We start from the raw sequence: 19,204 nt of genomic DNA, 5'->3' as shown, positions 1-19,204 counted from the left end.
CGCAGGCTCTCCGCGGTTCAGACGATGGTGAACAGCGGCTGGTCGTACTCAACCGGCTGACCGTTTTCCACCAGGATGGATTCGATCACGCCGCTGGCCTCGGCCTCGATGTGGTTCATCATCTTCATGGCTTCGACGATGCAGAGGATGTCGCCTTTCTTCACGCTCTGGCCGACTTCAACGAAGGCAGCAGTAGTCGGGGACGGCGAGCGGTAGAAGGTGCCGACCATCGGCGAACGCACGACATTGCCGTTCAGCTTCGGCGCTGCGGGGGCAGCGGCTTCAGTGGCAGCAGCCGGAGCAGCGGCTGCAACCGGAGCAGCCATCGGCGCGGGCGCGGCAGCGTAGATCGGCTGGGCGGCAATCGCCTTGTTGCTGTGACGGCTGATGCGCACGGACTCTTCGCCCTCGCGGATCTCCAGTTCGTCGATACCGGATTCTTCGAGCAGTTCGATCAGCTTTTTGACTTTACGGATATCCATTAATCATCAACTCCCAAGGGTGAGGTCAGGGGCGTTCAAGGTGTTCTAGCGCCGCGTCCAGGGCCAGGCGGTAGCCGGTGGCACCCAGACCGCAGATCACTCCCACGGCCACGTCGGAAAAGTAGGAGTGATGGCGGAAAGGTTCTCGTTTGTGCACGTTGGACAGGTGCACTTCGATGAATGGGATGCTCACTGCGAGCATCGCGTCACGTAGGGCGACACTTGTATGCGTGAAAGCAGCAGGATTGATGATGATGAAGTCCACTCCTTCACCGCGGGCCGCATGAATCCGGTCGATCAATTCGTACTCGGCATTGCTCTGCAGATACATCAGGTGATGACCGGCCTCGCGAGCGCGGCGCTCCAGGTCCTGGTTGATCTCCGCCAGGGTGGTGGCCCCGTATTTGTCGGGTTCGCGGGTGCCCAGCAGGTTGAGGTTGGGGCCGTGCAGGACGAGCAGGGTGGCCATGCTGATTGTTCCTTATTGGAGGCCAGGCGGCACTATGCCGGATAGCCGAAAAGGCTGTCCAGTTGTCGACAATAGCCGACAAGATGCCCGGTGTTTACGGCAAATATATGACGTTACATGCATCAGCGCGATGCATTCGCCTGTTGCAGACGAGCGGCGAAGGCCTTGGCATCGACTTCACCTACGACACGCAGTCCGACCAATTCGTCACCCTTGCCGTCGAAGAACAGGATGGCCGGCGGTCCGAACAGCTTGTAGCGGTCGAGCAGGGCGCGTTGCTCCGCGTTGCTCTCGGTCATGTCGAAACGGATCAGGCGGTAGCCGTCGAGCTGCGAGGTGACCTCCGGGGCGATGAGGACTTCACGCTCGATGACCTTGCAACTAATGCACCAGTCGGCATACCAGTCCAGCAGCAGGGGCTGGCCAGTGCTCGAGGCTGCAGCGAGGGCGCCGGTGAGTTCGGCCGGCGTCTTGATGGTTTGCCAATCCCCGCTGGCCGGGGCGACGGACGGCGCACCAACCAGGTGCGTGCGGCCCAGCGGGCGCAACGGATCGGATTCTCCCTTGAGGGCGCCTGACCAGGCGGCCACGGCGTAGACCAGCAGGATCAGGCCGCCCAATTGCGCAAGGCGTTCGCGAGGGGCCTTGGGGGTGAATTCCAGGGCGCCGAGGAACAGCGCCACGCCGCCGGCCAGCAGGCCCCAGAGGCCGAGGGCCAACGGGCCGGGCAGGACACGTTCGAGCATCCACACCGCCACGGCCAGCAGTAGCACACCGAAGGCGTTGCGCACGGCGACCATCCATTGGCCGGCCTTGGGCAGCAGTGCGCCGCCGCCGGTGGCGAAGAGCACCAGGGGCGCGCCCATGCCCAGGCCCAGGGCGAAGAGCTTCAGGCCGCCGCCCAGGGCATCGCCGCTGGCACTGATATAGAGCAGGGCGCCGGCCAGCGGTGCGGAAACGCAGGGGGATACCAGCAGGCTGGAAAGCACGCCGAGCAGGGCCGCGCTCCAGATCGAACCGCCCCTGGTGCTGCTGGCCAGGGTGTCCAGCGGACCGCTGATGAAGCGCGGCAGGCGCAGTTCGTAGAGGCCGAACATGGCCAGTGCGAAGAGGGTGAAGAAACCGGCGAAGGGCACCAGCACCCAGGGGGATTGCAGTCGCGCCTGAAGATTGAGTTCGGCGCCGAACACGCCCATCAGCGCACCCAATAGGGCGAAGCAGGCGGCCATCGGCAGCACGTAGGCCAGCGACAGCACCAGTCCCCGGCTGCCGCCCGCCTGGCCGCGCAGCACCACGCCGGAAAGGATCGGCAGCATGGGCAGCACGCAGGGGGTGAAGGTCAGGCCGAGGCCAGCGAGGAAGAACAGGGCCAGTTCATGCCAGCTCCAGGCCTTGCCGGTGGTGCCGCTGCCGATATCACTGCCACTGCTGCCGGCGGCACCGGCGGCGAGCTTGATCACCTCGGTTTCCGGCGGATAGCACAGGCCCTTGTCGGCACAGCCCTGGTAGGTCACCCGCAGTTCGGTGGGTGCCTTGCGCGCCGGGTCCACCGGCAGGTCGATGTCCGTTACGCCGTAGTACACCTCGACATCGCCGAAGTATTCGTCGGTCTTGTGCTTGCCGGCGGGCAGCACCGGCTGACCCAGGCCGCCGTCGGCGGGCTCGGTGCGGAACTGGAAGCGATGGCGGTAGAGGTAGTAGCCCTCGGCATTGGTGAAACGCAGCTTCACCGATGTGGGGGTGCTTTCTACCAGGCTGAGGCGGAAGGCCTCGCGCACCGGCAGGAAATCGGCACTGTTATTGAGGGAGGCGCCCAGGGTGGGGTTCGGGCGATTATCCAGCAGCCCTGCGCTGGCGGGCAGGGCCACCAGCAGCAGGATCAGGCTCAGCAGGCGGCGCATGGAGGTCTCTTGGGCAGAAGATGCCCGCATCATAACGGACCTCGACGCCTTCCTGCAGGTTCCGGGCTGTAAGCGGTTTTGTCACCTGACCGAATGGTCTGGTAGCGGACGGTATTTTTCGCCGGGCTGGCGCCCCCTCGCCGGGGCGGGGCGCGACATTCGGTCGCGCACTGGTTCAGACGCGGAAGGCCTTCACCGCTGTGTGCAGTTCGCCGCCCAGTTGCAGCAGGCGCTCGCCCTGGCTGCGGCTTTCGCCAATGCGCGCCAGGTTGTCGCCCCCCAGCTGATGGATCTGCTCGCTATGGTCGCGGATTTCGCTGACCGCGCCGCTCTGCTGGGCGGTGGCGTCGGCGATGCGCTCGGCCATGCTGGCGATGGTGCGGATGGCACTGACCACCTCGATCAGCGCGCCATCGGCGGCGGCGGCCTGTTCGGCGCTGGCCTCGGCGTGCTCCACCTGGATGCGCATGGCTTCCACCGACTGCCTTGCCGCGTGCTGGAGGCGGGCGATCAGTTGCTGGATCTCGGTGGTTGCGCCGGTGGTGCGCTGGGACAGGGAGCGCACTTCCTCGGCGACCACGGCGAAGCCGCGGCCCATTTCCCCGGCGCGCGCGGCCTCGATGGCGGCATTGAGCGCCAGCAGGTTGGTCTGTTCGGCGATGCCGCGGATCACCGTCAGCACCTTGTCGATGGTTTCGGTTTCTTCGGCCAGGCGTTCCACCGCCTGGGCGTTGTTCTGCACTTCGCCCACCAGTTGGTGCAGGCCGGCCAGGCTCTGGTCGATCACGCTCTGGCCCTGTTCCACGGCGAGTCCTGCATCGCGGCTGGCGTCGGCAGCCAGGCTGGCATCGCTGGCCACCTGCTGGATGGTGTTTTCCAGCTCGCCCAGGGCGTCGCGGATCTGCGCGGTGCCACCGGCCTGGTATTCGGCGCCTGTGTGCAGGCCGTTGTTCAGCTCTGCCAGGGCGCTGCTGCTGCCGGCGACCTGCTCGGCGTGCAGGCGAATGGTGCCCACCAGTTCGCCCAGGTAGTCGCGCAGGCGGTTGAGGGATTCTTCGATGCGGCGCAGGTCGTGGATGTTGGAGCCGAGTGCGATGGGGCGGCTGAAGTCGCCGGCGGCCCAGGCGCCCAGTGCGTTGACCAGGCGACCGAGGACATTGGTCAGGCGGCGCTGGATGCGGTCGATGCACAGGGCGATCAGGAGGATCAGGCCGATCATCAGGCCCTGCATCACGCGGACTTCGGCCTGGATGCGTCCATGCTCGGCGCGTACTTCGGGCTCCAGGGCGGCCAGCGCGCCTTGCAGGGCGTCCACTCGCTGGGCGGTGGCCTTGGCCAGTTCGGCCCGCCGCTGGATCAGTTCGCGGGTGCGTGCCAGCTCGCCCGGGTAGCGCTTGAGCAGGCCGCTCAGTTCGCGTTTGAGGGCGATGCCACGGTCTTCCGCCTGGCTGGCTTCATTGCTGCTTTCCAGGCCCATCATGGCGGCGAAGTCATCGGCGGCCGAGGTGCTGCTGTCGGCCACGCCAAGCAGGGGTAGCTGTTCCAGCCTGGTGCTGTCCTGGCCCAGGGCTTCGAGTTCGCGTTCGACGTCGGCTGCCAGTTCGTCGCGGCCGCTATCCACCAGCTTGGCGCGGGCCTGGCTGAGGCGGTTGAGGTGCTGTGCGGCGGCAAACAGCGGTGCGCGGTACCCGGCGGCAGTCGGGGTGTTGGCGGAGTCGGCGTACTGGGCGAGCTGGTCGAGGGAGCCGGCGATTTCCCGCTCGGCCTGGATCAGCAGGCCCTGGGGGTCGCCCGCCAGCTTGCCGGCCGCCAGCAGTTCGCCACGGGTGAATTCGCGCAGTTCGTTGAAGCTGGGCAGCAGCTCCTCGGAAAACTCGGCGGGGAGCTGGCCGAGGCGCTGCTCCAGGCTGTCGATGCCCTGGCTGGCGGCGCTGTGGCGCAGGGCGTCGCCGCTGCCGAGATAGCCCTGGACGTTGTCCGCCACTTCGCTGCGGAAGCGCTGGGCCAGGTCGAGGTACTGTTCCATCAGTTGATAAGGGCGTTCCAGTGCCCGTTGCGACCACCACAGCGTGGCCCCGAGTGCCAGGCACACGGTGACCAGCAGCAGGGTAATCAGGTTGGTGAGCAGTTTCAGGCGCATCGCGTCCACTTCGAACAGCTGAGGGAGATGGCCAGATGATATTGCTGTTTGGTGACAGTCCCGTGACGGCGGGGCTCAGTCCAGGTGCAGTTCGACCCGGTTGCGGCCGCCGTGCTTGGCGCGGTAGAGCGCTTCGTCCGCCTGCTTGGACAACTGGTTGATGTCGAGATCGTCCCGCAGCTGGGCGATGCCGCAACTGAAGGTGCAGGTCAGGTCGTCGGGTTGCGCCGGGTAGCGGATCTCGGCGAAGCGACGGCGGATCTCCTCAAGCACCCGATGCGCCGCTTCAAGGTCGGTATCGGGCAGGACCACGGCAAATTCCTCGCCGCCGTAGCGGCCGATGTGGTCGGTCTTGCGCAAGCGCTGCTTGAGAAACAGCGCCAGGCTCTTGATCACCCGGTCGCCCATGGGATGACCATAGGTGTCGTTGACCTTCTTGAAGTGGTCGATGTCGAGCATCGCGAAACACAGCGGCTTGCCATCCCGGCGCGCGCGGGAGCTGGCGTCTTCCAGCAACTGCAGCGTGTGGGTGTGGTTGAACAGGCCGGTGAGGCTGTCGCGCACCATGCGTGCCTTGAGGCTGCGCGCACGCGTGGCGCGGGTGCGCACCGTGGCGATCAGGTGGCGCGGCTTGATCGGCTTGGTGAGGAAGTCGTCGCCGCCTTCGCTCATCGCATCCAGTTGCTTGTTCAGGTCGTCTTCGGCCGAGAGATAGATGATCGGCACGCTGACATAGCGTTCGTGCTGGCGGATCACCTTGGCCAGTTCGGTGCCCAGGCACTCGGGCATGTACATGTCGAGGATGATCAGGTCCGGCTGGAATTCGGCCAGGGCCAGCAGGGCCAGCACCGGTTCGGTGATGACGCGGGTGACGACGCCGGCGGAGTTGAGGATCAGCTCGGTATGGGTGGCCTGGGCGCGGGAGTCGTCGACGATCAGCACCTTGAACGGATCGTAGTGGGCGGTGCGGGTCAGGGTTTCCAGCTTCTCCAGCAGGCTGGAGGCATCCAGGGCGCCGGTGAAGAACTCCTGGCCGCCGGCGCGCACGGCGGCCAGGCGGGTCGGCGCGTCGGCTTCTTCATGGCTGAAGAAGATGATCGGCAGCTTCTGCTCCAACCCTTGCTGGGCCTCGCGGGCCAGCTCCAGGCCCTTGCCCGGTCCGGAAAAGTCCACTTCCAGCACGATGGCTGCCGGGTGCCGCTCGGCCATGGCCGCACGGAAGGCATTGGCGCTCTCGCAGCACTGGGCGTTGAGACCGAAGAAGTCCAGTTGCTGGGTCAGGCGCTCGGCGCGATCCTCACTCTGCAGTGCCAGGTACACCGGTTTGCGCAGGGGCGGCAGGAAGGTCTGCTCGAACTGGTCGCCATGGCGTAGTCCGGTGCGCGACAGGCGCTGCATCAGCAGGCTGAGCTCGGTGATCAGGTCGCTGGACAGCCGGCCACGATTTTCCTCGACGCCGCGCAGGCAATTGCCGATGGCTACCGCCAGGCGTGTGTGCTCGGGTTGCTCGAAGCGCTCCGCATAGCGCTGCAGGTACAGGCTGGCCTCGGCCAGCTCGGCCATGCAGGCCGGGCTCCACTCGCTGCGCTGCAGGCGCTGCCAGATCTCCAGCACGTGCCGCGCCTGGTTGATCACCCGCTGGGCGAAGTGGTTCTTGAGTCGGTCGCGGCTAGGGTCTTCGTGCTCGGTCATGGCCGGAAGTGTCGCCTGGAGACGATCTAAATGATGGCGCCATGCTATCACCTTGTAGGCGGTACGCCAGTGCCATCTGTCCCGGATGTGCGTGATTCGTCAGATAAGCATCGTCAGCAAGGTAGCGCCAGGGGCGATTGCCCGTGCGCACCGGATGATGGTTTGGCTCGCGGCCACTGCGCCGCGCGTGCTCATCCCTTATAGTGCTGAACTCGGCCACAACCACTACAAAGGACCGTGGTCGAACCTTTCCTTGCTGATCGAAATTCGAAGGACACTGCCATGCTGGACTGGAAGAAGCGTATGGGCGATGCGCGTGAGCGCGTCGATGATTCGGTTGACGATGTGCGCAGCTACCTCGGTGGCATGTGGATGAGTCGCGCCCTCGGCAGCCTGCTGGTGATCTACCTGATCGCCTGCGTGGTGGTGGGCTGGTACTGGAGCCGCGAGCCCGACCTCTTCCCCGTGCAGCAGAACGCCCAGGCCGCCGCCGATCGTGCCGGCCGCCAGATGGTCAGTGGCTATACCACCGTGGAAACCCTCAAGACCGTTGCCCAGACCCTGCTGGACAAGAGCGGCGGCTACGTCTCCAACGACCTGGCCCCGCCCGGTCTCTGGCTGGACAACATGCCGAGCTGGGAGTACGGCGTGCTGGTCCAGGTGCGTGACCTGTCCCGCGCCCTGCGCAAGGACTTCGCCCGCTCCCAGTCACAGTCCACCGAAGACCCGGACCTGGCCAAGGCCGAACCGCGCTTCAACTTCGACAACAAGAGCTGGGCGCTGCCGGCGTCCGAGTCCGAGTACCGGGAAGGCATCCGTTCGCTGGATCGCTACCTGGCCCGCCTGGCCAACCCGAACCAGCCCAACGCCCAGTTCTATACCCGCGCCGACAACCTGAACAACTGGCTGGGCGACGTCGCCACCCGCCTGGGTTCGCTGTCCCAGCGCCTGTCCGCCAGCGTCGGCCGCGTGCGCCTGAACACCGATATCAGCCCGGAAGCCGCCGCCGCCTCGGGCAAGGTGCCGGAAGTGAGCGAAGAGATCGTCGAGACCCCCTGGCTGCAGATCGACAACGTCTTCTATGAAGCCCGCGGCCAGGCCTGGGCGCTGTCCCACATCCTGCGCGCCATCGAAGTCGACTTCGCCGATGTGCTGGCGAAGAAGAACGCCACCATCAGCGTGCGCCAGATCATCCGTGAACTGGAGGCCGCCCAGGAGCCGCTGTGGAGCCCGATGGTGCTCAACGGCAGCGGCTACGGCGTGCTGGCCAACCACTCGCTGGTGATGGCCAACTACATTTCCCGCGCCAACGCCGCGGTGATCGACCTGCGTCAGCTGCTGGAGCAGGGCTGATGGCCATCGACGCGCGCGAGGCGGCCCATCGCGCCGCCTCGGATGCCGAGCGGGTCGCCTGGGTCGACGAGCAGGACCGCTCCCTCGGCGGACTGCCCCGCGCCGAGGTGCGCGAGCGCGGGCTGATCTCCCGGGGCACCTTCATCCTGCTGTTCAACTCCGCCGGCCAGCTCTGTGTGCATCGCCGCACCCTGAGCAAGGCGCTGTACCCGGGCTACTGGGACGTGGCCGCTGGCGGCATGGTGCAGGAAGGCGAGGACTACGCCGAATCCGCCGCCCGCGAACTGGAAGAAGAACTCGGCGTCGGTGGGGTGCCGCTGCGCGAGCATGGCCGCTTCTATTTCGACGAACCGGGCAACCGCCTCTGGGGCGCGGTGTTTTCCGCCGTGTCCGACGCGCCGCTGAAACTGCAGCCGGAAGAAGTGATGGAAGCGCGCTTCATGTCGGTGGACGAGGCGCTGGCCGTCGAGCCCTGCTGCCCCGACTCTCTCAAGGCGCTGAAGCTGTACCTCGCGTCCTTTTAGGTGCACTCCTCTTGTCGGGGCGATTTCAATAGCCAAGGGTTGCGTAGCAGCCCTGCGATCTCGAAGGGCAGGTCTTCGGCCTGCTTGGCGAATGAGTTCGCCCCGACAGGCTTTCGCCGATCCCGCACAATGAAATTCGCCTTTTTCTCCCTCCAAACCCGCGCCAGGCGCGGGTTTGTGCAATATTCCGGACCCTTTCGTGCGGGATGCTGCACGAGGTCGCCAATCTGTCGATCAATGGCGCATTTTCGTACTTAGCATCCGGCGCAATAGCTGATAAATTTCGCCGCCTTTCAACCCTGGCCTCCCGGCCAGGCAGCGCTGCCCCTGCCAGAGTGGGGCTTCGCGGTCGGCACCCCGCCGACCAGTCGCTATCCTGACCCCTACGAGGAAAGCCGGTGGTCAAGAAAGCTTCGTCCTTTGCCGCCCTCGGCGGCCTGGTGTACTCCACCGACAGCGGCCGGCACTGCCCGGATTGCCGCCAGCCCATCGATGCCTGCATCTGCAAGCAAGCCACCGTGCCTGCTGGCGATGGCATTGCCCGCGTTCGTCGTGAATCCAAGGGCCGTGGCGGCAAGACCGTCACCACCATCAGCGGCGTGCCGCTGGCGGGCGACGAGCTCAAGGAGCTGGCCACTGCGCTCAAGCGTCGTTGCGGAACCGGTGGAGCCCTGAAGGACGGCGTGATCGAGATCCAGGGCGACCACGTGGACCTGTTGCTTGAAGAACTCGCCAAACGCGGCTTCAAGGCGAAGAAATCCGGCGGCTGAGCCACGGCTTTCTAAACTGACCGTCATTGCAACGGTCAACTCTCCAACGTCACACGACCGAATTAACCTGTCCGCGCCCGCCCGGCACGATCCGGCGGGCATGGCCCTTTTCTATCCCATAGGGGGAAACCGATGTCTGCACGACGCACGCGCAAAGACGATGGCACCAGCTGGACCGTGGCCGACAGCCGCAGTGTCTATGGCATTCGCCACTGGGGGGCCGGCTATTTCGCAATCAATGAAGCGGGCCGCGTCGAAGTGCGTCCGCGCGGTGTCGGCAGCGCGCCGGTGGACTTCTTCGACATCGTCAGCGACCTGCGCGAGACGGGCCTGTCGCTGCCTCTGCTGGTGCGTTTTCCCGACATCCTGCAGGACCGCGTGCGCCAGCTGACCGGTGCCTTCGACGCCAACATCGAGCGCCTGGAATACCAGAGCAAGTACACCGCCCTGTACCCGATCAAGGTCAACCAGCAGGAAGCGGTGGTGGAAAACATCATCGCCACCCAGAACGTCTCCATCGGCCTGGAAGCCGGCTCCAAGCCCGAGCTGCTGGCCGTGCTGGCCCTGGCGCCGAAGGGCGGCACCATCGTCTGCAACGGCTACAAGGACCGCGAGTTCATCCGCCTGGCGCTGATGGGCCAGAAGCTTGGCCACAACGTCTTCATCGTCATCGAGAAGGAAGCCGAGGTGGACTTCGTCATCGACGTCGCCGCCGAACTCAAGGTCGCTCCCCAGGTGGGCCTGCGCGTGCGCCTGTCGTCCCTGGCCTCGTCCAAGTGGGCCGACACCGGTGGCGAGAAATCCAAGTTCGGCCTGTCCGCCGCGCAGATCCTCTCGGTGGTCGAGCGCTTCCGCAAGGCCGGCCTGGACCAGGGCGTGCGCCTGCTGCACTTCCACATGGGTTCGCAGATCGCCAACCTGGCCGACTACCAGCACGGCTTCAAGGAAGCCATCCGCTACTACGCCGAGCTGCGCAACCTCGGCCTGCCGGTCGACCACATCGACGTCGGTGGCGGCCTGGGCGTGGACTACGACGGCACCCACTCGCGCAACGCCAGCTCCATCAACTACGACATGGACGACTACGCCGGCGTGGTGGTGGGCATGCTCAAGGAGTTCTGCGACGCGCAGGGCCTGCCGCACCCGCACATCTTCTCCGAGAGCGGCCGCGCCATGACCGCGCACCACGCGGTGCTGGTGATGCAGGTGACCGACGTCGAGCGCCACAACGACGAGGTGCCGAAGTTCACCAACCTGGAGGAGCAACCGGAGATCGTCCGCTGGCTGGCCGAACTGCTGGGCCCGACCGATGCCGAGATGGTCACCGAGACCTACTGGCGCGCGACCCACTACATGAGCGACGCCGCCGCCCAGTACGCCGAAGGCAAGCTGAGCCTGGCCGAGAAAGCCCTGGCCGAGCAAACCTACTTCGCCATCTGCCGCCGTCTGCACAACCAGCTGAAAGCACGCCAGCGTTCCCACCGCCAGGTGCTGGATGAGCTGAACGACAAGCTGGCGGAGAAGTACATCTGCAACTTCTCGGTGTTCCAGAGCCTGCCGGACACCTGGGCCATCGGCCAGGTACTGCCGATCATCCCGCTGCACCGGCTCGACGAAGAACCCCTGCGCCGTGCCGTGCTGCAGGACCTGACCTGCGATTCCGACGGCAAGATCAACCAGTACGTCGACGAGCAGAGCATCGAAACCAGCATGCCCGTGCACGAGGTGCGCGAAGGCGAGGACTACCTGCTGGGCGTGTTCCTGGTGGGCGCCTACCAGGAAATCCTCGGCGACATGCACAACCTGTTCGGCGACACCGACTCGGTGAACGTCTACCAGCATGACGATGGCAGCGTGTACCACGCGGGTATCGAAACCCACGACACCATCGAAGACATGCTGCGCTACGTGCACCTGTCCCCCGAGGAGCTGATGGCGCACTACCGCGACAAGGTCGCCAGCGCCAGGCTGAGCCCGCGCGAGCGCACCCAGTTCATCGACGCCCTGCGCCTGGGGCTGACCCGCTCGTCCTACCTGTCTTCCTGACAGCGTGGTGAATGAAAAAGCCCGGCCCTGTGCCGGGCTTTTTCATGCGTGGGCGCATTCATTCGCTGAAACAGAGAGGAGGCCGCCAGGCGACCAACTCCCTGGCAAAATTTCCCGTCCGGCGCTTTCATTTCCGCCAGCCTTCATTTTTACCTGGAGTCATCACCATGCCGCGCGTCCTGTTGCTCGAATGCAGCCCCAACGACCTGGCCTCGCCCGGCGGTCAGCTGGCCCGGGAAATGGCCCGGCGCATCCACCCCAAGGCCGAGGTGATCGTGCGCAATCTCGTGCGCGAACCCCTGCCGCCGATCTGCGCCGACTATGCGGGCGCGGTGGTGGGTCATGCGGATCGCGCGGATGAGCACTTCGTCCTGTCCGAGCAACTGATCGGCGAGCTGGAGCGCAGCCACTATCTGATCATCTCCACGCCCATGCACAACTACATGGTGCCGGCGGCGCTGAAACTCTGGCTGGACTATGTGGTGCGCATCCGCCGCACCTTCGAAATCCACAACGGCCAGCGCGTCGGCCTGCTGGAGGACCGGCCGACCTTCGTGGTGCTGAGTTCAGGCGGCCATTACCTGGGCGCCAAGGCCAAGCAGATGGATTTCCTATCCCCCTACCTGCGCCACGTGCTCGGCATCATCGGCCTGCACCATGTGGAATACCTCCACCTGCAGGGGCTGGCCGATGGCGAGGAGGCCGTGAACGCTGCGCTCCAGCAGGCCCGGGAACGCCTGTCCTTCAATCCGGTCTTCGCCCCCGAGCCCTTCCCCGACGTGCAGTTGTAGGGCAGAGGCGCCGGCAGGGTGCGCCCTGCGCACCGGCGGTTGAACATTGCGCCGGCGCTGGCCTGGCATCGGTGCGCGCAGCGCACCCTACGGGGAACCGCTGTCAGCCTCAGCTGCCCATCACCCCGTGACCGCGCGCCATCAGCACCGCGAACAGCGGCAGCAGCAGCGCCAGCAGCAATTCCAGGCGGATCACCATGATTACCGCCCTGGCCTTGCCGGGGCTGACCTCCGGGACCTGGCCGGCCTTCAGCGCGTTGCGCCAGTTGAGGAAGACGAAGGTGGGGAAGCCGGAGAGCAGGGCGATCAGCACGAACAGCCCCATCTTGGCGTGGAACATGGAGTTGTGCAGGTAGTAATCCAGCCCCTTGCCGTACCAGACCACCCGCGCCAGGCCGGTGAGCAGCACCACGCCGGCGGCCAGGCCGTAGGCGATGTCGATTCGCACCAGGCTGCGCGCGCGCTCAAGGTCCAGCGGCAGCTTGAACAGGCGATGCTCCAGCACGAGCAGGGCGAAGAGCATGAAGATCGAGAGGAAATGCAGATAGGCGGCGACGGCTTGTCCCATGGAAACTCCTTCAGGTCATCAGGTTTTCGTAGTCGTTATCGTGCGGCGAACCAGGCGTCGCGGCGTTGCAGGCGCCAGGCCAGTGCGCCGAGGCTGATCCCGCGTATCGCCATGAAGGCGAGGAAAGCCAGCCAGAGTCCGTGGTTGCCGAGAAACTGTAGTCCCCAACCCAGCGGCAGGCTAAGGACGACGGCGACCAGCATGGCGTCGCGCATTTCGCGGGCCCGCGTGGCGCCGATGAACAGGCCATCCAGCAGGTAGCTCCACACCGTGATCACAGGCAGTAGCGCGAGGTAGGGCAGGTAGGTGTGGGCCACTTCGCGGACGGCAGCGATGTCGCTTTGCATGTCGATGAACAGCCCGCCGGCGACGGCGAAGAACAGCGCGAAGCCCAGGCTCGCCAGCAGCGACCAGCCCCCGGCCACCAGCAGCGAGCGGCGCAGGGTCAGGCGGTCACGGGCGCCGATGGCGTGACCGCACAGGGCTTCCACCGCATGGGCCAGGCCATCCAGGGCGTAGGCGGTCACCAGCAGGCCGTTGAGCAGCAGGGCGTTGGCCGCCACGGTGGCGTCGCCCATCCGGGTGCCCTGTACCGTCAGCAGGAAGAACACCAGTTGCAGCGCCAGGGAACGGATGAAGATGTCACGGTTCACCGCCAGCAGCGGCCGCCAGTTGCGCCACAATTGCAGTGCCGGCCAGTCGATGTGGCCCGGATAGCGCCGCAGTGCGCCACGGGTGAGTGCCAGGCCGATCAGCGCGCCGCTCCATTCGGCGATCACCGCGGCACGCGCCGCACCGGCCACGCCCCAGTCCAGTCCGAGGACGAACCACAGCGCCAGGGCGATGTTCGCCAGGTTGGTGCCCAGCAGGATGGCCAGCGGTGCGCGCGCGTTCTGGGTGCCGAGGAACCAGCCCACCAGGGCGTAGTTGGCCAGGGCCGCCGGCAGGCCGAGCAGGCGCAGGTGGAAGAACTCGCGGGTCAGCGTGTCCAGCTCCGCGGAGGGGTTCATCAGCCCCAGCGCCAGGTCGCTGAAGGGGACTGCCAGCAAGCCCAGCAACAGCGCCAGGCCCAGCGCCAGGCCAAGCCCTTGCAGCAGAACCTGGCGCAGGGCGCCGCCATCCGCGCGGCCGGCGGCCTGGGCGGCGAAACCGGTGGTGCCCATGCGCAGGAAGCCCAGCACCCCGAGCAGCAGCATGTACAGCGTACTGCCCACCGCCACCGCGCCCAGCTGGTGAGCGTGGGGCAGATGGCCCACCACGGTGCTGTCCACCAGGGCGACCAGGGGCACGGAAATATTCGAGAGGATCATGGGCGCGGCCAGTGCCCAGACCTTGCGGTGGGTCGGGGAATGCCGCCAGGCGTCGAGGAACAGGCTCATGCAGGGCTCCAGTCAGGCCGCGCAGTATAGCGGCGCGAAGTTTCGTGAGCTGCATCGCTCCTGCCGTCGTCCGGATGCCACCGGAGCGCCCGGCTGGTCTATAGTTCGCGGCTTGTACGCACTCCCCAACGAGAGCCTGTCATGCCGAAGAAAGGACTACTTCTGGCCCTGGTGCTGAGCCTGCTCAGCGCCTGTGATTCCTCCACCCCCGAGCAAGCCGCAAGCAAGTCGCCACCGGCTGCCGATCAATCCGCGGCGCGCCCCGCCGCCGACACCGAAGCCCTGGCCAAGCGCTACGCCGGCCGCGAACTGCAGGTGATCGACGTCTCCGAAGTGCAGCTCGAGGGCGCCAGCGCCCTGTCGGTGACCTTCTCCGTGCCCCTGGACCCGGATCAGACGTTCGCCGAGCGGCTGCACCTGGTGGACAGCCGGGACGGCACGGTGGACGGCGCCTGGGAACTCTCCGACAACCTGATGGAGCTGCGCCTGCGCCACCTGGAGCCCAAGCGCCAGCTGGTGCTGACCATTGACCCCGGCCTGCGCGCGGTGAACGATGCGCGGCTCGCCGCAGAGCACGTCACCCGCCTGGAAACCCGCGACCTGCAGGCGACCGTCGGCTTCGCCAGCCGGGGCTCGCTGTTGCCCACGCGCCTCGCCGAAGGCCTGCCGGTGATCGCGCTGAACGTCGACAAGGTGGATGTGGACTTCTTCCGCGTGAAGGCCGAATCCCTGCCGGGCTTCCTCGCCCGCTGGGGCAAGCGTGGCGCCCTGGACGTCTGGGAGGCCCGCGACCTGCTGAAAATGGCCGACCTGGTCTACACCGGCCGCTTCGACCTCAAGCCCGCACGCAACACCCGCGAGACCCTGCTGCTACCCATCGCCAACCTGGATCCGATGAAGCAGCCAGGCGTCTACCTCGCCGTGATGAAGGAGGCCGGCAGCTACACCTATTCCAACCCGGCGACCCTCTTCACCCTGAGCGACATCGGCCTTTCCGCCCACCGCTACAGTGATCGCCTGGACATCTTCACCCAGGCCCTGGAAGGCGGCGCCGCGCAAGCCGATATCGCCCTGGAGCTGCTCGACGGCGAAGGCCGCGTGCTGGCCGAAGGCAAGACCGACGGCAAGGGCCACGCCGAGCTGCCGCTGGCGCCCAAGGCGGAGGTGCTGATCGCCCGCAAGGACGAGCAGACCAGCCTGCTGCGCCTGTCCGCGCCGGCGCTGGACCTGGCCGAGTTCGACATCGCCGGCCCGGCCAGCCATGCCCTGCAGTTCTTCGTCTTCGGTCCGCGCGACCTCTACCGCCCTGGCGAGACGGTGCTGCTCAACGCCCTGCTGCGCGACGCCGATGGCCGCGAGGTGGCTGGCCAGCCGGTGACCGTGGAAGTGCGCCGCCCCGACGAACAGGTCAGCCGCCGCTTCGTCTGGGAAGCCGGAGAGGGCGGTTTCTACCAGTACCAGCTGCCGCTCGCCGCCGAGGCGCCCACCGGTCGCTGGCAACTGCTTTTCGACCTGGGCGACGGCAAGCCGCAGCTCTATGAATTCCTCGTTGAAGACTTCCTGCCCGAGCGCATGGCGCTGGAGCTCAAGGGCAGCGACCAGCCGTTCGTGCCCTCCGACAATGCCCGCTTCCAGGTCAGCGGCCGCTACCTCTATGGCGCGCCAGCCTCCGGCAACCGTCTGACCGGCCAGCTCTACGTACGCCCGCTGCGCGAAGCGGTGAAGGCACTGCCCGGCTACCAGTTCGGCTCAGTGACCGAGGACGAGCTGAAGCAGGACATCGAACTGGACGAAACCCAGCTGGACGCCGACGGCAAGACCGAGCTGAACATCGAAACCCGCTGGGCCGAGGCCAAGTCGCCCGTGCAACTGATCCTCCAGGCCAGCCTGCAGGAATCCGGCGGCCGCCCGATCACCCGTCGCCTGGTGCAGCCGGTGTGGCCTGCCGAGCGCCTGCCGGGCCTGCGTGCGCTGTTCGAGGGCGAAGAAACCGATGCCGACGGCGTCGCCGAGTTCGAACTGCTGGTGGCTGACCCCGACGGCAACAAGCTGGCCGCCGACGACCTCAAGGTGCGCCTGGTGCGCGAGCGCCGCGACTACTACTGGAACTACTCCGAGAGTGATGGCTGGACCTACCACTACAACGAGAAGTACCTGAACCTCTCGGAAGAGCAGGTGCAGGTGGCCGCCGGCGGCACCGCCAAGGTGAGCTTCCCGGTGGAGTGGGGCCCCTACCGCGTGGAAGTGGAAGACCCGCAGACCGGCATCACCAGCAGCCTGCGCTTCTGGGCCGGCTATCGCTGGCAGGACAACGCCGAAGGCGGCGCGGTGCGCCCGGACCAGGTCAAGCTGGCGCTGGACAAGCCGGGCTATGCCGCCGGCGACACCGCGAAAGTCACCGTCACCCCGCCCAGCGCCGGCAGCGGCTATCTGCTGGTGGAATCCGCCGAAGGCCCGCTCTGGTGGCAACCCATCGAGGTGCCGGCCGAAGGCAAGAGTTTCGACATCCCGGTGGCCAAGGAATGGGCACGCCATGACCTTTACGTCAGCGCCCTGGTGATCCGCCCCGGCGAGCGCAAGGCCAGCGTGACGCCCAAGCGCGCCGTGGGCCTGCTGCACCTGCCGCTGGATCGCGCGCCGCGCAAGCTGGCGGTTTCCCTCAGCGCACCGGAAAAGATGCGGCCCAAGCAGCCGCTGAAGGTCCAGGTGCAGGCCAAGAATGCCGATGGCAGCGTGCCGAAGTCGGTGAACGTGCTGGTGGCCGCGGTGGACGTGGGCATCCTCAATATCACCAGCTACGCCACGCCCGACCCCTTCGCCAGCCTGTTCGGCCGCAAGGGCTACGGCGCCGACCAGCTCGACGTCTATGGCCAACTGATCGAAGCCGGCCAGGGCCGCCTGGCGACCATGGCCTTCGGTGGCGACGCCGCGCTGGCCGGTGGCGGCAAGCGTCCGCAGACCAGCGTCACCATCGTCGCCCTGCAAAGCGCGCCGGTGGCCCTGGACGAGCAGGGCCAGGGCGAGGTCAGCCTCGACATCCCTGACTTCAACGGTGAGCTGCGCCTGATGGCCCAGGCCTGGACCGATGAACGCTACGGCATGGCCGAGGCGAAGACGGTGGTGGCCGCGCCGCTGGTGGCGGAGCTGGCCGCGCCGCGCTTCCTTGCCGGCGGCGACCAGACCACCCTGGCGCTGGACCTCACCAACCTGTCCGGCAAGCCCCAGCGCCTGGACGTGCAACTGGAAAGCACTGGCCAACTGGATCTCGCCCAGAGCGCCGGTGGCCAGACCGCACCCATCCAGCTCAAGGATGGCCAGCGCACCACCCTGCGCATTCCGGTGCGCGCGGTGGGCGGTTATGGCCAGGGCCACTTCAAAGTGACGGTCAACGGCCTGGAACTACCGGGCGAGAACCTGCCGCCGTTCAGCCGCGAATGGACCCTCGGCGTGCGCCCGGCCTATCCGGCGCAGCTCAAGCAGTTCCGCGCGGTGCTCAAGGGCGATGCCTGGAGCCTGCCGGCCGGCACCCTGGATGCGTACGAGCCGGATGGCCGCGAGGCCCTGCTGCAGCTGTCCAGCCGCCCGCCGCTGAACCTCGGCGAGCAGGTCCGTGCCCTCAAGGCCTACCCCTACGGCTGCGCCGAGCAGACCACCAGCGGCCTCTACCCGTCGCTCTATGCCGACGCCGCGTCGCTCAAGCGCCTCGGCCTGGAAGGTGAGCCGGACGACACGCGCCGCAAGTCCATCGACCTCGGCATCGAACGCCTGCTGGGCATGCAGCGCTACAACGGCAGCTTCGGCCTGTGGAGCGCCGACAGCGAAGAGGAATACTGGCTGACCGCCTATGTCACCGACTTCCTCCTGCGTGCCCGCGACCAGGGTTTCGCGGTGCCGCCGGAGGCCCTGAAGAAGGCCAGCGAGCGCTTGCTGCGCTACCTGCAGGAGCGCAGCCTGGTCGAAGTCAGCTACAGCCAGAACGCCGATCACACCCGTTTCGCCGTGCAGGCCTACGCCGGCTACGTCCTGGCCCGCAGCCAGCAGGCGCCGCTGGGCGCGCTGCGCAGTCTGTGGGAACGCCGCGCCGATGCCCGCTCGGGCCTGCCGCTGGTGCAACTGGCGGTGGCCTTCAAGCTGATGGGCGATGCGCCGCGAGCCGACCAGGCCCTGGAGCTTGGCCTGCGTCTCCAGCGCGACAACCGGGACTGGCTGGCCGACTACGGCAGTCCGCTGCGCGACCAGGCGCTGATCCTCGCCCTGCTGGAGGAGAACGACCTGGCTGCCAGCGCCCGCGAACAGCGCCTGTTCGACCTGGCCGACCTGGTGGCCGGCGAGCGCTGGCTCTCCACCCAGGAGCGCAACGCGCTGTACCTGGCGGGCCGTGGCCTGCTGGGCAAGCCCGAACCGAACTGGAGCGCGCAGCTCAGCGCGGGCGGCCAGCAGCGCGAGCTGAGCAATCAGCAACCCGGCCTGAAACTGGACGGCGCCCTGCTGACCGAGCCGCTGAGCATCACTCCGGCCGGCGGCGAGCCGCTCTACCAGCAGCTGACCCTCTCCGGTTATCCGCTGACGGCGCCTGCCGCCGGTGGCGAGAACCTCGCCATCTACCGCGAGTTCCTCGGCGCGAATGGCGAGCGCCTTGATCTCAACAGCCTGGACAGCGGCGAACTGGTGCTGGTGCACCTGGCCATCGAAGCGAAGGAGCGCGTACCCGACGCCCTGGTGGTGGACCTGCTGCCGGCTGGCCTGGAGCTGGAAAACCAGAACCTCGCCCAGAGCGCCGCCAGCCTGGACGACGCCAGCAGCGCAGTGAAGGAGTGGCAGAAGTCCATGCAGAACGCCGCCATCAAGCACCAGGAATTCCGCGATGACCGTTACGTGGCGGCCCTGGATGTCAGCGAGTACGGCACCACCCACCTGCTGTACCTGGCCCGCGCCGTCACTCCCGGCAAATACCGCGTGCCGCCGCCCACGGTGGAGTCCATGTACCGGCCGAACTGGCAGGCCCTCGGCGAGGCCCCGGAGCACCTGGTGGTGCGCGGCAAGTAAGACCGAACCGGAACCCCCTCTCCCTTTCAGGGAGAGGGGGCAC

13 protein-coding genes are annotated in these 19,204 nt (G+C 66.8%); 6 read left to right on the top strand and 7 right to left on the bottom strand.

Annotated elements, in window-relative coordinates:
* Positions 1–17: 17 nt before the first annotated feature.
* From accB to FXN65_RS24930, 5 genes are all read right to left on the bottom strand, one after another.
* Positions 18–482, bottom strand: a complete 465-nt coding sequence (accB, locus tag FXN65_RS24950) for an acetyl-CoA carboxylase biotin carboxyl carrier protein (RefSeq protein ID WP_151137449.1) — start codon at positions 480–482, stop codon at positions 18–20.
* A gap of 25 nt (positions 483–507) precedes the next feature.
* Entirely contained in the window at positions 508–951 is a 444-nt protein-coding gene (gene aroQ, locus FXN65_RS24945; RefSeq protein ID WP_151137447.1) for a type II 3-dehydroquinate dehydratase, read from the bottom strand.
* Positions 952–1,073: 122 nt separating this feature from the next.
* On the bottom strand, positions 1,074–2,852 hold the full coding sequence (locus tag FXN65_RS24940) for a protein-disulfide reductase DsbD (RefSeq protein WP_151137445.1): 1,779 nt from the start codon (positions 2,850–2,852) through the stop codon (positions 1,074–1,076).
* 175 nt (positions 2,853–3,027) lie between these two features.
* Positions 3,028–4,992 carry a methyl-accepting chemotaxis protein gene (locus tag FXN65_RS24935; RefSeq protein ID WP_151137443.1) on the bottom strand — a complete coding sequence of 655 codons (1,965 nt, stop codon included), beginning with the start codon at positions 4,990–4,992 and terminating at the stop codon, positions 3,028–3,030.
* A 75-nt stretch (positions 4,993–5,067) separates the two neighbouring features.
* Complete coding sequence (locus FXN65_RS24930; RefSeq protein WP_151137441.1) at positions 5,068–6,684, bottom strand: response regulator; 1,617 nt, start codon at positions 6,682–6,684, stop codon at positions 5,068–5,070.
* Positions 6,685–6,966: 282 nt separating this feature from the next.
* Here FXN65_RS24930 and FXN65_RS24925 point away from each other — a divergent pair, with 282 nt between their 5' ends.
* From FXN65_RS24925 to FXN65_RS24905, 5 genes are all read left to right on the top strand, one after another.
* Entirely contained in the window at positions 6,967–8,037 is a 1,071-nt protein-coding gene (locus tag FXN65_RS24925; RefSeq protein WP_151137439.1) for a DUF2333 family protein, read from the top strand.
* Complete coding sequence (gene yfcD, locus FXN65_RS24920; protein WP_151137437.1) at positions 8,037–8,561, top strand: NUDIX hydrolase YfcD; 525 nt, start codon at positions 8,037–8,039, stop codon at positions 8,559–8,561. The genes FXN65_RS24925 and yfcD overlap by 1 nt, the downstream gene beginning before the upstream one ends.
* Positions 8,562–8,959: 398 nt before the next feature.
* Positions 8,960–9,331, top strand: a complete 372-nt coding sequence (locus tag FXN65_RS24915) for a translation initiation factor Sui1 (protein WP_151137435.1) — start codon at positions 8,960–8,962, stop codon at positions 9,329–9,331.
* Between the two features lie 132 nt (positions 9,332–9,463).
* Positions 9,464–11,377, top strand: coding sequence for an arginine decarboxylase (gene speA / locus FXN65_RS24910; protein WP_151137433.1), 1,914 nt, complete (start codon positions 9,464–9,466; stop codon positions 11,375–11,377).
* 167 nt (positions 11,378–11,544) lie between these two features.
* Positions 11,545–12,168 (top strand): FMN-dependent NADH-azoreductase, encoded by a 624-nt coding sequence (locus FXN65_RS24905; protein ID WP_151137431.1) that lies wholly within the window; start codon positions 11,545–11,547, stop codon positions 12,166–12,168.
* Between the two features lie 109 nt (positions 12,169–12,277).
* On the opposite strand, the gene FXN65_RS24900 is transcribed toward FXN65_RS24905, so the two are convergent.
* Together FXN65_RS24900 and FXN65_RS24895 are read right to left on the bottom strand one after the other, a co-directional pair.
* A complete protein-coding gene (locus FXN65_RS24900) occupies positions 12,278–12,736 on the bottom strand; it encodes a DUF2214 family protein (protein ID WP_151137429.1) in 459 nt (152 codons plus the stop codon).
* A gap of 35 nt (positions 12,737–12,771) precedes the next feature.
* Positions 12,772–14,115 (bottom strand): MATE family efflux transporter, encoded by a 1,344-nt coding sequence (locus FXN65_RS24895; protein WP_151137427.1) that lies wholly within the window; start codon positions 14,113–14,115, stop codon positions 12,772–12,774.
* A 141-nt stretch (positions 14,116–14,256) separates the two neighbouring features.
* Between FXN65_RS24895 and FXN65_RS24890 the strand changes: the two genes are divergently transcribed.
* Complete coding sequence (locus FXN65_RS24890) at positions 14,257–19,161, top strand: alpha-2-macroglobulin family protein (RefSeq protein WP_151137425.1); 4,905 nt, start codon at positions 14,257–14,259, stop codon at positions 19,159–19,161.
* Positions 19,162–19,204: the final 43 nt, after the last annotated feature.

It is taken from the genome of Pseudomonas lalkuanensis, assembly GCF_008807375.1.
Classification (GTDB): Bacteria; Pseudomonadota; Gammaproteobacteria; order Pseudomonadales; family Pseudomonadaceae; genus Metapseudomonas; species Metapseudomonas lalkuanensis.
This window is presented reverse-complemented; position numbering and strand designations above follow the sequence as displayed.

Coding starts and splice junctions, on each gene's coding strand:
- FXN65_RS24935 (WP_151137443.1), bottom strand. CDS start 4,992: ATGCGCCTGAAACTGCTCACCAACCTGATTACCCTGCTGCTGGTCACC.
- FXN65_RS24890 (WP_151137425.1), top strand. CDS start 14,257: ATGCCGAAGAAAGGACTACTTCTGGCCCTGGTGCTGAGCCTGCTCAGC.
- FXN65_RS24940 (WP_151137445.1), bottom strand. CDS start 2,852: ATGCGCCGCCTGCTGAGCCTGATCCTGCTGCTGGTGGCCCTGCCCGCC.
- FXN65_RS24895 (WP_151137427.1), bottom strand. CDS start 14,115: ATGAGCCTGTTCCTCGACGCCTGGCGGCATTCCCCGACCCACCGCAAG.
- aroQ (WP_151137447.1), bottom strand. CDS start 951: ATGGCCACCCTGCTCGTCCTGCACGGCCCCAACCTCAACCTGCTGGGC.
- FXN65_RS24905 (WP_151137431.1), top strand. CDS start 11,545: ATGCCGCGCGTCCTGTTGCTCGAATGCAGCCCCAACGACCTGGCCTCG.
- speA (WP_151137433.1), top strand. CDS start 9,464: ATGTCTGCACGACGCACGCGCAAAGACGATGGCACCAGCTGGACCGTG.
- accB (WP_151137449.1), bottom strand. CDS start 482: ATGGATATCCGTAAAGTCAAAAAGCTGATCGAACTGCTCGAAGAATCC.
- FXN65_RS24900 (WP_151137429.1), bottom strand. CDS start 12,736: ATGGGACAAGCCGTCGCCGCCTATCTGCATTTCCTCTCGATCTTCATG.
- FXN65_RS24925 (WP_151137439.1), top strand. CDS start 6,967: ATGCTGGACTGGAAGAAGCGTATGGGCGATGCGCGTGAGCGCGTCGAT.
- FXN65_RS24930 (WP_151137441.1), bottom strand. CDS start 6,684: ATGACCGAGCACGAAGACCCTAGCCGCGACCGACTCAAGAACCACTTC.
- yfcD (WP_151137437.1), top strand. CDS start 8,037: ATGGCCATCGACGCGCGCGAGGCGGCCCATCGCGCCGCCTCGGATGCC.